General features: G+C 66.5%; 10 protein-coding genes and 2 riboswitches. Of the genes, 3 read left to right on the top strand and 7 right to left on the bottom strand.

The window, feature by feature from the left end; all coding sequences use genetic code 11:
* Positions 1-16 precede the first annotated feature (16 nt).
* From HV681_RS07645 to HV681_RS07635, 3 genes are all read left to right on the top strand, one after another.
* Positions 17-1426 carry an amidase gene (locus tag HV681_RS07645; protein WP_175122495.1) on the top strand — a complete coding sequence of 470 codons (1410 nt, stop codon included), beginning with the start codon at positions 17-19 and terminating at the stop codon, positions 1424-1426.
* 29 nt (positions 1427-1455) lie between these two features.
* On the top strand, positions 1456-2931 hold the full coding sequence (locus tag HV681_RS07640; protein WP_175122494.1) for a M81 family metallopeptidase: 1476 nt from the start codon (positions 1456-1458) through the stop codon (positions 2929-2931).
* A 229-nt stretch (positions 2932-3160) separates the two neighbouring features.
* Entirely contained in the window at positions 3161-5116 is a 1956-nt protein-coding gene (locus HV681_RS07635; protein ID WP_175122493.1) for a DUF945 family protein, read from the top strand.
* A gap of 136 nt (positions 5117-5252) precedes the next feature.
* Here HV681_RS07635 and gcvP read toward each other — a convergent pair whose 3' ends face one another.
* From gcvP to HV681_RS07600, 7 genes are all read right to left on the bottom strand, one after another.
* Positions 5253-8126, bottom strand: a complete 2874-nt coding sequence (gene gcvP / locus HV681_RS07630) for an aminomethyl-transferring glycine dehydrogenase (RefSeq protein ID WP_175122492.1) — start codon at positions 8124-8126, stop codon at positions 5253-5255.
* 93 nt (positions 8127-8219) lie between these two features.
* Positions 8220-8597 (bottom strand): glycine cleavage system protein GcvH, encoded by a 378-nt coding sequence (gene gcvH / locus HV681_RS07625; protein WP_056559057.1) that lies wholly within the window; start codon positions 8595-8597, stop codon positions 8220-8222.
* A 98-nt stretch (positions 8598-8695) separates the two neighbouring features.
* Positions 8696-9796 carry a glycine cleavage system aminomethyltransferase GcvT gene (gcvT, locus tag HV681_RS07620; RefSeq protein ID WP_175122491.1) on the bottom strand — a complete coding sequence of 367 codons (1101 nt, stop codon included), beginning with the start codon at positions 9794-9796 and terminating at the stop codon, positions 8696-8698.
* Between the two features lie 86 nt (positions 9797-9882).
* Positions 9883-10005, bottom strand: a riboswitch (glycine riboswitch).
* A 45-nt stretch (positions 10006-10050) separates the two neighbouring features.
* Positions 10051-10152, bottom strand: a riboswitch (glycine riboswitch).
* 65 nt (positions 10153-10217) lie between these two features.
* Positions 10218-11111: a ZIP family metal transporter gene (locus HV681_RS07615; RefSeq protein WP_056559064.1), complete on the bottom strand. Its 894-nt coding sequence runs from the start codon at positions 11109-11111 to the stop codon at positions 10218-10220.
* 30 nt (positions 11112-11141) lie between these two features.
* Positions 11142-11756: a superoxide dismutase gene (locus HV681_RS07610; RefSeq protein ID WP_175122490.1), complete on the bottom strand. Its 615-nt coding sequence runs from the start codon at positions 11754-11756 to the stop codon at positions 11142-11144.
* A 193-nt stretch (positions 11757-11949) separates the two neighbouring features.
* Positions 11950-13152: a BaiN/RdsA family NAD(P)/FAD-dependent oxidoreductase gene (locus HV681_RS07605; protein WP_175122489.1), complete on the bottom strand. Its 1203-nt coding sequence runs from the start codon at positions 13150-13152 to the stop codon at positions 11950-11952.
* Between the two features lie 23 nt (positions 13153-13175).
* Entirely contained in the window at positions 13176-15437 is a 2262-nt protein-coding gene (locus HV681_RS07600) for an arginine/lysine/ornithine decarboxylase (protein WP_062839975.1), read from the bottom strand.
* Positions 15438-15586 lie beyond the last annotated feature (149 nt).

The raw sequence follows: 15586 nt of genomic DNA, 5'->3' as shown, positions 1-15586 counted from the left end.
ACCCACTGGAACCGAGATGCCGCAACTGCATGAAATGTCCGCCCAGGAACTCCTTGAGGCGTATCGCAGCAAGACCCTGTCGCCCGTCGAGGCGACGCGGTCGGTGCTGGACCATATCGAGCGCTGGGAGCCCCGGCTGAAAGCCACCTACGCGCTGGATCCGGAAGGCGCGCTGGCGATGGCCCGCGCGTCCGAGGCCCGCTGGATGAAGGGTGAGCCGCAGGCCTGCGGCGGGTACTCGCTGGACGGCGTGCCCGCCACCATCAAGGAAAACATCGCCACGCGCGGCGTGCCCGTGCCGCTGGGCACCGCCGCCACCGACCTGACCCCGGCCGCCGCCGACGCCCCGCCCGCCGCGCGCATGCGCGAGTCCGGCGCGGTGCTGCTGGGCAAGACCACCATGCCCGACTACGGCATGCTGTCGTCCGGGTTGTCGAGCTTTCATGAACTGACGCGCAATCCCTGGGACCTGACCAAAAACCCCGGCGGCTCCAGCGCGGGCGCCGGCGCCGCCGCAGCAGCCGGTTATGGCCCGCTGCACATCGGCACCGACATCGGCGGCTCGGTCCGCCTGCCGGCCGCCTGGTGCGGCATCGCCACGCTCAAGCCCAGCCTGGGCCGCATCCCCATCGATCCGCCCTTCATGGGCCGCTGCGCCGGTCCCATGACGCGCACCATCACCGATACGGCGCTCATGATGGGCGTGTTGTCCCAGCCCGACGCGCGCGATCACATGAGCCTGCCCTTCCAGGAGATCGACTGGTTGAACCTGGAACACGACGTGCGCGGCCTGCGCATCGGCCTGTTGCTGGACGCCGGCTGCGGGCTGCCGCTGGATCCCGAGACGCGCGATGCCGTCGAAGCCGCGGCGCGCGCCTTCGAGGCCGCGGGCGCCATCGTCACACCGATGCAGCCGTGGATGACGCCCGGCATGCTGGAAGGCGTGGACAAGTTCTGGCGCACCCGCTCGGCCATCGACCTGGGCGCGCTGTCCGAGGCACGCCGCGCCAAGATCCTGCCCTTCATCCGCGCGTGGGCCGAAAGCGGCGGCGGGCATAGCGGCGAAGACGTCTTCCGCAGCTACTACGAAACGCTGAATGTGCGGGCGCGCACCGTCGCAGCCTGCGCGCCGTACGACTACGTGCTGTCGCCGGTGGCGCCCGTCGTGGCCTACAACGCCGAATGGCCCTCGCCCACGAACGAGGTCGCCACGACGATGCACCACATCGGGTTCACGCTGCCCTTCAACATGAGCGAGCAGCCCGCGGCCTCGGTCAATTGCGGCTACACCAAGGCTGGCCTGCCCATCGGCCTGCAGATCGCGGGCGCGCGCTTTGACGATCTGGGCGTGCTGCGCGTGGCGCGCGCCTGGGAACGGATGCGTCCCGCCCAGCGCCCCTGGCCCCAGCCGCCCTCAGCACACTGACCCTCCACGGCAACCCACAGGAACTTCCCATGCGTTGGCTTTTGGCAATGATCAAGCACGAGACGAACACGTTTTCGCCCGTGCCCACCCCGCTTGAACGTTTCTTTCGCGGCAGTCCCGAGATCCTGGCTGGCGATCGCGCCATCAAGGCCTACGAGAACACCGACAGCGGCCTGGGCGGCTACATCGAGGTCGCCCGCCGCGAGGGCGCCGAGATCGTGCTGCCGGTCGCGGCCGAGTCCTGGCCCAGCGGCCCCACCAGCGCGCAGACGCATGAACGCCTGTGCACGCTGATCCTGGACGAGGTCAAGCGCGGCGGGTTTGACGCCATTCTGCTGGATCTGCACGGCGCGATGGTCGCCGAAGGCGTGGAAGACGCCGAGGGCGACCTGCTGCGCCGCCTGCGCGAGATCGATCCCAAGACGCCCGTTGCCGTGACGCTGGACATGCACGCCAACATCTACGACGACATCGTGCGCAACGCCACAGTCATCAGCGGCTTTCACACCTACCCGCACGTGGATATCCGCGATGCGGGCGTGCGCGCCGCGAACGTCATCGTCCGCACGCTCAAGGGCGAGATCAAGCCGGTGATGACTTGGGCCAACAAGCCCATGCTGCCGCACATCATGTGCCAGGGCACGCACGCCGCGCCCAACAAGCCGCTGCAGGAACGGTGCAAGGAACTTGAAGCCAGCGGCGTGCTGGCGGCGTCCGTCTTCGTGGGCTTTCCCCATGCGGACATTCGCGAAGCGGGCCTGAGCGCCGTGGTCTGTACGGACGGCAACCTGGCCGCCGCCGAACAGCATCGCGACGAATTGCTGGACCGCGCGTGGCAGGGCCGCGCCGACTGGGTGTTCCATTCGGAACCGCTGGCGCCGACCATCACGCGCGCCAAGGGCATCGAACAAGGCCCGGTCGTGCTGCTGGACCACTACGACAACACGGGCTCGGGCGGCACGATGGACACAACGGCCGTGCTGGCCGAAGTGCTGCGCCAGGAACTGGATAACGTGGTCTTCTACGCCATCTGCGATCCGCAGGCCGCAACGGAAGCCGCCGCCGCGGGCGTGGGCAACACCATCACGCTCAAGCTGGGCGGCAAGCTGCCCATGCCGGCCATCAAGCAGCCCAGCGAACCGCTTGAAGTTACCGGCCGCGTCAAGCTGGTGTTCGACGGCGTCTACCTGAACCGCGGCCCGATGTATCGCGGCGTGCGCAACGACACCGGCCTGACGGTGGTCATCGACACCGGGCGCGTGGAGATCGTGGTCGTCTCGCGCCACCAGGAACCCTTCGACATCAACTGCCTGCTGTCGGCCGGCATCGACCCGCTGCAAAAGCGGTATGTCGTCCTGAAAAGCCGCATCCACTGGCGCGCGGGCTTCTCTGACATGGCGACCGAGATCATCGAATGCACCGGCGTGGGCGTCACGACGTCCGACTACAGCCAGGTCGAGTTCAAGCACGTGCGCCGTCCGATCTATCCGCTTGATCCGCTCTGAGACCAGGCGTTTTGTCGACAAAGGCCGGCGCCCCGGGCGCCGGCTTTCATTTTGAAATCTTCGGTAACTGCGCGCGCGTTCAGCGTGACACGCGTCTCGGTATACTCCGCCGCGGGCCTGACAGGCCGATGAACACGCGTATCCAGGACGCTTGCGCTTCGCGCGGACGAGCGTGGCGCCGTAGGCCGCTGCCGGATATGACTCGACAATCAACGATATAAGCAGAACGATGAAAAAGAGCGTAGCGATCACCCTGGGCGTGGTCATAGTGGGAGCGGGAAGCTGGGTCGGGGCCACGTGGTACACCGGCAAGCGCATCGAAGAAGACGCGCAGCGTCATCTGGCACAGGCCAACGAAAAGCTCGCCAAGATCACGCCGCTGTTCGGCCTGCGCATTGATCAGCTCAAGTACGAGCGCGGCCTGTTCTCGACGCAGGCACGTTATGGCGTGTCGCTCGTCAAGAACGACAAGGGCCTGGACGACCTGCCCGCGGGCATGATCGAGTTCGACGCGAACATCGAGCACGGCCCCTTCCCCAAGAGCGCCCTGTCGCGCGGCGCCATTGCGCCCAAGCTCGCGTTCATCCACACCGAGATCGCCAAGACGGACAACATCAAGCCCGTCTTCGAACTGACCAAGGACATCTCCCCGCTGATGGGCGACGCCATCGTCAGCTACAGCGGCAACGCCACCTCCACCGCCGCGATCGCGCCGATCGTCGTCACGCATGACGGCAACGCGCTCGACTTCAGCGGCATGCGGATGGAAGGCACCTTCGACCGCGCCACGCAGGCCGTCACCGCGCACGGCGTGATGGACAAGCTGTCGGTGGACGGCAGCAAGAGCCACGACCCCGTCAAGATGACCATCGCCGGCCTGACCATGGACGTCGACAGCCGCATGGGCAAGTTCGGCATCTCGATGGGCAATTCGGACCTGAAGATCAAGCGCGTGGACGTGCTGCGTCCCACCGACGACATGAAGGTCGGGCTGGACAACTTCAGCTACGGCGTGAAGCTGTCCGAAGACGACAAGTCCATCAACGTGCAGGCCGCCTACCAGACGGGCGACCTCACCGTGAACGACGTGGTGCTGGGCAATGGCCAGGCCGTGATCAAGCTGGCCCGGCTGGACGGCCAGGCCGTCAAGCAACTCTCGGACACCTACAACCAGCTCATGCGCCAATACATGCTGGGCGCCAGCGACGAAGGCCTGAAGGACGAACAGTTCGACGTTCTGCTGGACAACGCCGGCAAGCTGCTGGCGGGCAATCCGTCGTTCAGCATCGATCCGCTGAGCTGGAAGACGGCCAAGGGCGAGAGCAAGCTGACCTTCACGCTGGACCTGGCCAATCCGGCCAACGCCAAGGACCTGACCCCGCAGGAAATCGCGGTGCAGGCGATCAAGAAGATCGACGCCTCGCTGGTGATCTCCAAGCCCATGGTGAAGGACCTGATGGTGCAGTACGCCGTCAAGACCGAAGGCGTGCCCGCCGAGAAGGCCGCGGCCGACGCTGACGAGAACATCCGCCAGATGGCCGGCATGGCCGAAATGATGAACGTGGGCAAGAACGACGGCGACAACATCGTCGGCAAGTTCACCTTTGCCGACGGCATGGGCGACCTGAACGGCCAGAAGATTCCTGCCGAGGAACTGTTCAGCGGCCTCTTGGGCGCGACCGGCATGAATGACCTGGACGACGACGATGAGCTGTCCGGCATCGGCATGGACCCGGACGCCGAACCCGTCGCTCCGGCACCGGTTGCCGGCGTCATGCAGGACTTCAACCTGGAAGACGTTGCCAACATGCTGGACGACATGGGCTACACCGTGACCCGCAGCGACGGCACCGACGGCCCCGTGCTGGTCCTGAACCCGGGCACCACCGGCGCCACCGACCTGCGCCTGGAGTTCCTGTGCAACGACTTCACGGAAAAGTGCCTGGACCTGGTCGCGACCGCCACGTACGCCACCAAGAAGCCGATGACGCTCAAGGCCATCAACGCCTGGAACCAGGAATACCGCTGGAGCCGCGCCTACCTCGATGAAAAGAACCAGGCCGTGCTGCAGATGGACATGAACGCCGAAGGCGGTCTGGGCAAGGACAACCTGCAGATCCTGCTCAACACGTTCATCAGCATCGCCGAAGACTTCGGCGCCGCGGCGAAAGCGCCTGCGAAGTAAGCTGAACGGCCGGCCTTGATCCAAGGCCTGGCCCCAAGCAAAAGCCCCCGCCTGTAAAAGTCGGGGGCTTTTTTTCGCCCTGATCGCGGGGATCGGGCAGTGTGCGTCCGGCGAAGGCCGGACGCATTCACGTGCCTTACGCGTACGCCTCGATCGGGAGGCACGCGCACACCAGATTGCGGTCGCCGTAGGCGTTGTCCACGCGGGCAACCGGCGGCCAGTACTTGGCGTCGCGCAGCGTTGCCACCGGGTAGGCGGCCTGCTGGCGCGGGTAGTCGTGCAGCCATTCCTCGGCCAGCAGCATCTGCGCGGTGTGCGGCGCGTTCTTCAGGACGTTGTCGTCACGATCGCGTTCGCCGCGTTCGACCTGGGCGATTTCTTCGCGGATGGCGATCATCGCGTCGATGAAACGGTCCAGTTCGGCCACGCCTTCGGATTCCGTCGGTTCGACCATCAGCGTGCCCGCGACCGGGAAGCTCATGGTGGGCGCGTGGAAGCCGTAGTCCATCAGGCGCTTGGCGATGTCTTCGGCGCTGATGCCGCTGGTTTCCTTGAGCGGGCGCACGTCCAGGATGCACTCGTGCGCCACGCGGCCGTTGCGGCCCGCGTACAGGACCTCGTAGTGGCCGCGCAGGCGGGTCGCGATGTAGTTGGCGTTCAGGATGGCGACTTCGGTGGCGCGGCGCAGGCCGTCGGCGCCCATCAGCGCGATGTACACGAACGGGATCGGCAGGATGCCCGCCGAGCCGAACGGCGCGGCCGAGACCGGGCCGACCTTGGCCTCGCCGGGCAGCTTGCCCTGTTCGTTCACCACGCCCGGCAGGTAGGGCGCCAGGTGCGAGCGCACCGCCACCGGACCCACGCCGGGTCCGCCGCCGCCGTGCGGGATGCAGAAGGTCTTGTGCAGGTTCAGGTGGGACACGTCCGAGCCGAACTTGCCCGGCTTGGCCACGCCAACCATCGCGTTCATGTTGGCGCCATCCAGGTACACCTGGCCGCCGGCCTGGTGGACCAGATCGCAGATTTCGGTGACGGCCTCTTCGAACACGCCGTGCGTCGACGGGTACGTGATCATCAGCGCGGCCAGCTTGTCGCCGACCTGTTCGATCTTGGCGCGCAGGTCCGCGAGGTCCACGTTGCCGTTGGCGTCCGACGCCACGACCACTACGTCCATGCCGGCAAGCTGCGCCGAGGCGGGGTTGGTGCCGTGCGCGGAAGACGGGATCAGGCAGATGTTGCGCTGGTGCTGGCCGTTGGCCTGGTGGTAGCCGCGAATGGCGAGCAGGCCCGCGTATTCGCCCTGCGCGCCCGAGTTGGGCTGCAGGCTGATGTTGTCGTAGCCGGTGATTTCGCACAACGCGGCGGACAGACGATCGATCAGTTCGACGTAGCCCTGGCTTTGCGAGGCCGGGGCGAACGGATGGATCAGCGCGAACTCGGGCCAGGTGATGGGGATCATCTCGGCCGTGGCGTTCAGCTTCATGGTGCACGAACCCAGCGGGATCATCGTGCGGTCCAGCGCCAGATCCTTGTCGGCCAGCTTGCGCAGGTAGCGCAGCATGTCGGTTTCGGACTGGATGCTGGAGAAGATGGGGTGCTTCAGGATCGCGCTTTCGCGAGCAACCGAGGCGGGAATGCCGCCGGGGGCCGCGGCGTCCAGCGCGTCGATGTCCAGTTCGACGTCATCGCGCTCAAGACCGGCGGCGAAGACGTTGACCAGGGCTTCCAGGTCGGCCACGGTGACGGTCTCGTCCAGCGAGATGGCCAGACGGGCGCCGTCGACGCGGCGCAGGTTGATGTGCGCGCAGTCGGCGGCCGTCAGGATGGCGGGCGTCGCGGCGCCGGTTTCCAGCAGCAGCGTGTCGAAGAACGTGTCGTTGGCGACCTTGACGTCCAGCTTGATCAGCTCGGCGCGCAGGATGGCGGTGGCGCGCTGCACGCGCTCGGCGATGCGGCGGATGCCGGCCGGGCCGTGCCACACCGCGTACATGCCGGCCATCACGGCCAGCAGCACCTGCGCCGTGCAGATGTTGGAAGTGGCCTTCTCGCGGCGGATGTGCTGTTCACGCGTCTGCAGCGCCAGGCGCAGCGCGGGATTGCCTTGCGCGTCCTTGGACACGCCGACCAGGCGGCCGGCCATGTTGCGCTTGAATGCGTCCTTGCAGGCCATGAAGCCGGCGTGCGGGCCGCCAAAGCCGAACGGCACGCCAAAGCGCTGGGCCGAACCGACGGCGATGTCGGCGCCCCACTCGCCCGGCGCGGCCAGCACGGCCAGCGCCAGCAGGTCGGTCGCGCACGCAACCACTGCGCCTTGCGCGTGGGCGGCTTCGGCCAGCTTGCGATAGTCGGACACCGAGCCCGTGCTGTGCGGGTACTGCAGCAGCACGCCAAAGCACTCGGGCAGGCCTTCGGCTTCGTCGCCGATGCGGATCTCGATGTCCAGGCCTTCGGCGCGCGTGCGCACGACTTCGATGGTCTGCGGATGCACGTGGCGCGAGATGAAGAACACCGGGCTCTTGGACTTGGCGCTGCGGCGCGCCAGCGTCATCGCTTCGGCGGCGGCGGTGCTTTCGTCAAGCAGCGAGGCGTTGGAGATGTCCAGGCCGGTCAGGTCGGCGACCATCGTCTGGTAGTTCAGCAGGGCTTCCAGGCGGCCCTGCGAAATCTCGGGCTGGTAGGGCGTGTAGGCCGTGTACCAGGCGGGATTTTCAAGAATGTTGCGCAACACCACGTTAGGCGTCTGCGTGCCGTAGTACCCCTGGCCGATGTAGCTGCGGTAGACCTTGTTGCGGCCCGCGACCTGCTTCAGTTCAGCCAGCACGTCGGCTTCGCTGCGCGACGCGGGCAGCGCCAGCGGCTCCTTGCTGCGGATCTTGGGGGGCACGACTTCTTCGATCAGGGCGTCCAGGCTGTCGCTGCCGATCACGGCGAGCATGGCGGCCTGGTCGGCGTCGGAGGGGCCGATGTGGCGGGGGATGAAGTCGGTATGGGTGTCTAGGGCGCGCGACATGGGGGGATCTCGGGGGTAGCGGGTGTCGTCCTGCGAACGGACGGTATTGCGTCTGGCGAGGGAGGCGGCGCCGCCGCTCCCCCGCGTGCGGCATCAGCCGTTGGCGACGGCTTCGTAGCCGGCGGCGTCCAGCAGCTTGTCGGCGTCGGCGGCGTTGTCCGGCTTGATCTTGAAGATCCAGGCGGTGAAGGCCGATTCGTTGATCAGGTTGGGGTTGCTTTCCAGTTCTTCGTTGAAGGCAACGATTTCGCCCGACACGGGCGCGTAGATGTCCGAGGCGGCCTTGACCGACTCGACCACGCCGGCGGTTTCGCCCGCGCTCAGCTTCGCGCCGACGTTCACGTCGCCAACGAAGACCAGATCGCCCAGTTGCTCCTGGGCGGTGTCGGTGATGCCGACGACGAACACGTCGCCCTCGGCTTTGACCCATTCATGGGACTCGGTGTACTTGCGATCGGTGGGCAGACTCATGGGAACTCCTGAGGGAATGCGGGTAGATGAATGGTGTTGCGCGCCTCGCGCGGGCGGCCGTTGCCCAGACCGGGCCGGTGCACGCGCGAGGTTCGAGTTTACGAGTGTTCGACGGCTTTGCCGTTACGCACGAAAGGCAGCTTGCACGCCACGGCGGGCACCCACTTGCCGCGGATGTCGACCTCGACCTTGTCGCCCGCGACCACGCCTTGCGGCAGGCGGGCAAAGCCGATCGACACGCCCAGCGTGGGCGACATGGTGCCGCTGGTCAGCTCGCCCACGCCCTGCGCGGTGCGCACGGCCATGTGCGCGCGCATGACGCCGCGTTCCTGCAGCTTCAGGCCGATGAAGGTGGCGGGCTTGGCGAATTGTTCGATCGCGTCGCGGCCGATGAAGCGGCGCTCGGCGTTCTTGCCGGACACGGTCCAGGTCAGGCCGGCTTCGCCGGGGTGGGTCAGTTCGTCCATGTCCTGGCCGTACAGGTTCATGCCGGCTTCCAGGCGCAGCGTGTCGCGCGCGCCCAGGCCTGCCGGACGCACGCCCTGGGCGATCAGGTCGCGCCACAGTTGCACGACTTCAGCAGCGGGCAGGACGATTTCGAAACCGTCTTCGCCGGTGTAGCCCGTGCGGGCGACCAGCGTGTCGTCGCCCACGCGGGCGGCGACGAAGGGAGTCAGCGGTTCGCTGGCGGCTTGCCAGGCCGGGCGGGCGGCCCAGACCTTGGCGCGGGCGTTGGGGCCCTGCACAGCCACCATGGCCAGATCGCGGCGCGGGACGATGGTCACGTCGAACGCGCCGGCCTGCTTGACGCGCTGCATCCAGGCCACGTCCTTGTCGGCCGTGCCGGCGTTGACCACCACGCGCCATTCGTCGGCAGCGAAGAAATAGATGATGAGGTCGTCGATGACGCCGCCCTGCGGGTTCAGCATGCAGCTGTAGAGCGCCTTGCCCGGGACCGTCAGCTTGGCGACGTCGTTGGCGACCAGGCGCTGCAGGAAGGCGAAGGCATCCGGGCCCGTCACGTCGACGTTGAGCATGTGCGAGACGTCGAACATGCCGGCGTCCTGGCGCACGGCATGGTGCTCTTCGATCTGCGAACCGTAGGCCAGCGGCATGTCCCAGCCGCCGAAATCGACCATGCGGGCGCCGGCGGCGATGTGTTCTTCGGCGAGCGGGGTGCGTTTGAGGGATGCGGACATGCGGGGGAACTCCGGGACGGCAGCGATGCCAGGGTTACGGAATGCCGCTGGTTGCGGGCGGACGGCGCCCGCGCAACGGCTGAATCTTCCGCCCCTCTGTCCTTTTGCCTGAGAGTTGCCCCGCGAAGCGGGTTTGCACCTTCGGCGCCTGGGCTGCTCGCAGTGTCCCTGTTCAGGGCGCGGCGCCAGGTCTCTCCAGAGTGCTGTTTTGCCACGTCTGCGTAGCCGGCAATGGCGGCAAATGCGGGACGGGACAAGCCTGCGCGGTATCGGTTACCTGAGCGATTCTGGGCGAATTGCGCCTTCGGCGGCGGCCGGGCTTGACGCCTTCGGCCGCTCTCTCCCGCAGCATGCGTGACAGCGCCGAAAGCATACAACGAAAGCCTGGGGTAAGCCTAGGCCTGTTGCACGCCCGGCGGCGCTATCCCAGCGCGGTATCCAGCAGCATCATCAGCACGAAACCGATCATCAGGCCGCAGGTGGCGTAGACCTCGTGCCCCTTGCGGTGCGATTCCGGGATGATCTCGTGACTGATGACGAACAGCATGGCGCCCGCGGCAAAGCCCAGGCCCCACGGCAGGAGCGGCGCCGACCAGCCGACCACGGCGGCGCCCAGCACAGCGCCGACGGGCTCGATCAGCCCCGACAGCATGCCCAATGCCACGGCAAACGTGCGCTTGTAGCCGGCGGCAAGCAGGGCCACCGCCACGACCAGCCCCTCGGGAATGTCCTGGATTGCAATGCCGGTGGCCAGCGCCGTGCCGCGCACGGGGTCGCCCGCTGCATAACCCACGCCGATCGCCAGGCCCTCGGGCAGGTTGTGCAGCATGATCGCGAACACGAACAGCCAGGTGCGGCGCAGGCGGTGCGCCTCCATCCCTTCCCTGCCCTTGATGAAATGCTCGTGCGGCAGGACCCGGTCCATCAGCAGCAGCACGGCCGCCCCCAACAGCAGGGCGGCGCCGACCGTCAGGCCGGCGCCCCAGGGGCCGTACCCCAATTCCTCACCCGCCGCGATGCCCGGCGCGACCAGCGAAAACGCGCTGGCGGCCAGCATGACGCCGGCCCCAAAGCCGAACATGCTGTCCTGCGCCTTCTGCGGAATGGTGCGGGCAAAGAGAATGGGAAGGGTGCCAAGGGCGGTAGCGGCGGCCGCGACAAGCCCCCCCAGTAGCGCGTCGGCCACGTGCGGCGCCCGCACGTCCAGGTAAACCCAGAGCTGGTAAAGGGCCAGGCAGGACACCATCACGGCCAGCGTCCAGACGCTGATGCTGGTGGCCGCCGGCCGCACGCGATGACGGCTGAAGGTATTCATATGCGGCTGCGCTCCTTTCGGGAGATGCGCTTAGCCCTTTGCCGCAGCGTAGCGGCGCGAGACCTCGGGCCAGTTCACCACGTTGTAGAAAGCGCCGATGTATTCCGGCCGGCGGTTCTGGTACTTCAGATAATAAGCGTGTTCCCAGACGTCCAGGCCCAGGATCGGCGTATTGCCGTCCATCAGCGGGCTGTCCTGGTTGGCGCTGCTCTCGACCACCAGCTTACCGGCCGGCGTCACGCTCAGCCAGGCCCAACCGCTGCCGAAGCGCGTCAGCGCCGCCTTGGTGAAGGCTTCCTTGAAGGCGGGCAGACCGCCCAGCTCGGCGTCGATGGCCGCAGCCAGCGCCCCATCCGGCTCGCCGCCGCCCTGCGGCGACATGACGGACCAGAACAGGCTGTGATTGGCGTGGCCGCCGCCGTGGTTGCGCACCGCGCCGCGCACGGCTTCCGGCAATTCCTTGATGCGCGCGACCAGCGCTTCCACGGGTTCGTCCGTGGCGATGCCGGCGCCTTCGAGCGCGGTGTTCAGACCGGTGACATAGGTCTGGTGATGCTTGGTGTAGTGGATCTCCATCGTCATTGCGTCGATGTGAGGTTCCAGCGCGTCATAGGCGTACGGCAGGGGCGGAAGGGTGTAGGCCATGCGAGTCTCCGGCTGATCCGTCCCTCGCGGGACGGCTTTGATAAAGATCAAAACATAAATGATATGTATTTTTATTTGATATCACAATGCTGGAATGCCGGAAAGCCGCAGTGGCGGCCACGCAGGTTGCTTCGGGAATTTTCAGGATTTGGGGTGAAAGCGGCCGGTGCCTAACCAGCGCGCCTGGCCGCAGCTACAGCGCCTGGCCGCAGGCGACGCCCGAGGCCCACGCCCACTGGAAGTTGTAGCCGCCGAGCCAGCCGGTCACGTCGACGGCCTCGCCGATGAAATACAGGCCCGGCGCGGCCTTGGCCTGCATGGACTTCTGGTCCAGGCCGCGCGTGTCCACGCCGCCGCGCATGACTTCGGCCTTTTTGTAGCCCGCCGTGCCGCTGGGCACGAGCGTCCACTGATGGATGTCTTGCGCCAGCCCGCGCAGCGTCTTGTCCGGCGCGTCGGCTAGGCGCAGCGCAGCCAGGCCCGGCTTGCCGCCCTGCTCGGCCAATTGCAGCCAGCGGTCGGCCAGCCGCTTGGGCCATAGTCCGCCCAGCACCGTATGAAGCTGCTGGCGGTTGCCGGACTTGGATGTCAGCAGTTCCTGCGCCAGATCGCGCCCCGGCGCCAGGTCGATCACGATGGGCTCGCCCGGCTTCCAGTAGCTGGAGATCTGCAGGATCGCCGGCCCCGACAGCCCTCGGTGCGTGAACAGCAGGTCTTCAAGGAATTCGCCGCGCGTCTTGCCCTGCCCCGTCTGCAGGTTCACTTCCAGCGCCACGCCGGACAGCTCGGACAGCGGCTGCCACTGCGCGGGGTCGAAGGTCAGCGGAACCAGCGCGGGGCGCGGCTCGACGACCTTCAGGCCGAACTGGCGGGCAATCTTCAGCCCGAAGTCCGTTGCGCCCAGTTGCGGAATCGCCATGCCGCCGGTCGCGACGACCAGCTTGGCGGCCCGGATGACGCCCTGGCTGGTGCGCAGCTCGAAACCTTCGGCCCCATGCGCGACCTCGGCCACCGAACAGCCCATGCGCCATTGCACATTGCCCGCGTCGCACTCGGCGCGCAGCATGTCGATGATGTTTTCGCTGGAGTCGTCGCAGAACAGCTGGCCGCGATGCTTCTCGTGCCAGGCGATGCGGTGGCGCTTCATGAGCGCCAGAAAGTCCTGCGGCGTGTAGGCCGACAGCGCCGACCGGCAGAAATGGGGATTTTCAGACAGGAAATTGGCGGGCCCGGCCCCGATGTTCGTGAAATTGCAGCGCCCGCCGCCCGAAATGCGGATCTTCTCGGCCAGGCGCTGCGCGTGGTCGACCAGCACCACGCGCAGGCCGCGCTGACCCGCGACCGCCGCGCACATCATGCCCGCGGCGCCCGCGCCAAGCACTGCAACATCGAACATCAAGATTTCCGGCCCGCCCGTGCTTACTCTTCGATCAGGCAGTCAACGTAGTAACGCTTTTCGCCGTCCGGACCCACTTCGTCGGCCAGGCCGTGGATGTAGGTTTCGAAGCCGGGGAAGCGTTCGTTGAACTCGCGCGCGAATTGCAGGTACTGCACGATGGTGCGGTTGAAGCGTTCGCCCGGGATCAGCAGCGGAATGCCCGGCGGGTACGGCGTCAGCAGCACGCCCGTGACGCGGCCTTCCAGCTTGTCGATGTCGACGCGCTCGACTTCGCGGTGCGCCATGCGGGCAAAGGCGTCCGACGGCTTCAGCGCCGGCACCATGTCGCTCAGGTACATCTCGGTCGTCAGGCGGGCGACGTCGCGCTCGCGGTAGGCCTCGTGGATCTGCTGGCAGAGGTCACGCAGGCCCATGCGCTCGTAGCGGCGATGGTCGCGGCAGAACTCCGGCAGGATGCGCCACAGCGGCTGGTTGCGGTCGTAGTCGTCCTTGAACTGTTGCAGGGCAGTCAGCAGCGTGTTCCAGCGGCCCTTGGTAATGCCGATGGTGAACAGGATGAAGAACGAATACAGGCCGGTCTTTTCAACCACAACGCCGTGCTCGGTCAGGTACTTGGAGACCAGCGCCGCGGGAATGCCGGTTTCGCCGAAGCTGCCCGACATGTCCAGCCCCGGCGTGATGACCGTGGCCTTGATCGGGTCCAGCATGTTGAAGCCTTCGGCCATTTCACCGAAGCCGTGCCAGTGATCGTTGGCTTCCAGGATCCATTCGTCGCGGTTGCCGATGCCTTCGGCCACCAGGCGGTTCGGGCCCCAGACCTTGAACCACCAGTCGTTCTTGCCGAACTCGGATTCCACCTTGCGCATGGCGCGGCGGAAGTCCAGGGCTTCGCGGATGCTTTCCTCGACCAGCGCGGTGCCGCCCGGGGGCTCCATCATGGCCGCGGCCACGTCGCAGGACGCGATGATCGCGTATTGCGGCGACGTGGACGTGTGCATCAGATACGCCTCGTTGAAGACGTTGCGGTCCAGTTTGCGGGTCTCGGATTCCTGCACGATGATCTGCGAGGCCTGCGAAATGCCGGCCAGCAGCTTGTGCGTGGAGTGCGTGGCAAACACCATGGCGTCCTGGCTGCGCGGGCGGTCCTGGCCGATGGCGTGCATGTCCTGATAGAACTCGTGGAACGACGCGTGCGGCAGCCAGGCTTCGTCAAAGTGCAGCGTGTCGACATAGCTGCCGAGCTGCTGCTTGATCATTTCGACGTTGTAGATGACGCCGTCGTACGTGCTCTGCGTCAGCGTCAGGATGCGCGGGTTCTTGTTCACCGCTTCGCGCGCGAAGGGGTTCGCTTCGATCTTCTTGCGGATGTTGTCCGGGTGGAATTCTTCGAGCGGGATCGGGCCGATGATGCCCAGGTGGTTGCGCGTGGGGCGCAGGAACACCGGAATCGCGCCCGTCATCGTGATGGCGTGCAGGATCGACTTGTGACAGTTGCGGTCCACCACCACGACGTCGCCCGCGGCGACGTTGGCGTGCCACACGACCTTGTTCGAGGTCGACGTGCCGTTGGTCACGAAGAAGCAATGGTCCGCGTGGAAGATGCGCGCGGCGTTCAGTTCGGATTCGGCGACCGGGCCGGTGTGGTCCAGCAGCTGGCCCAGTTCGTCCACGGCGTTGCAGACGTCGGCGCGCAGCATGTTTTCGCCGAAGAACTGGTGGAACATCTGGCCGACCGGGCTCTTCAGGAACGCCACGCCGCCCGAGTGCCCCGGGCAGTGCCACGAATACGAACCGTCCTGCGCGTACTTCACCAGCTCGCGGAAGAACGGCGGCGGCAGGCTGTCGACGTAGCTGCGGGCTTCGCGGATGATGTGGCGCGCCACGAACTCCGGCGTGTCCTCGAACATGTGGATGAAGCCGTGCAGCTCGCGCAGGATGTCGTTCGGAATGTGTTCCGACGTGCGCGTTTCGCCGTACAGATAGATGGGAATGTCCGCGTTGCGAAAGCGCAGCTCGCCAATAAAGGCGCGCAGGTTCTTGATTGCGCTGGCCACGTCCTCGGGCGAGTCCACGTCGAACTCTTCATCGTCGATCGACAGGATGAAGGCGCTGGCGCGGCTCTGCTGCTGCGCGAACGAACTCAGGTCGCCGTAACTGGTCACCCCGATCACCTCGACGCCCTCGGCCTCGATTGCTGCGGACAAGGCACGGATACCCAAACCGGACGCGTTCTCGGAACGGTAGTCCTCGTCGATGATGAAGATGGGGAAGCGGAATTTCATGCAGGCGCTCCTGGGGGCATGGCGGATCGGACGCGTATCGCGGCGCGAATGTACTGCGAGTAAAAAACCGTCTGATGACAGACGGCACGAGCACCCGCCGGCCGGCGGGAATTGCGGAATTGTAGGGCTGTTTTTCTTACAGCCCTAAG

The organism is Achromobacter animicus, from assembly GCF_902859585.1.
GTDB classification, from domain to species: Bacteria; Pseudomonadota; Gammaproteobacteria; order Burkholderiales; family Burkholderiaceae_B; genus Achromobacter; species Achromobacter animicus.
The sequence above is the reverse complement of the archived record's forward strand: the minus strand, read 5'-3'. Positions and strand labels throughout refer to the sequence as shown.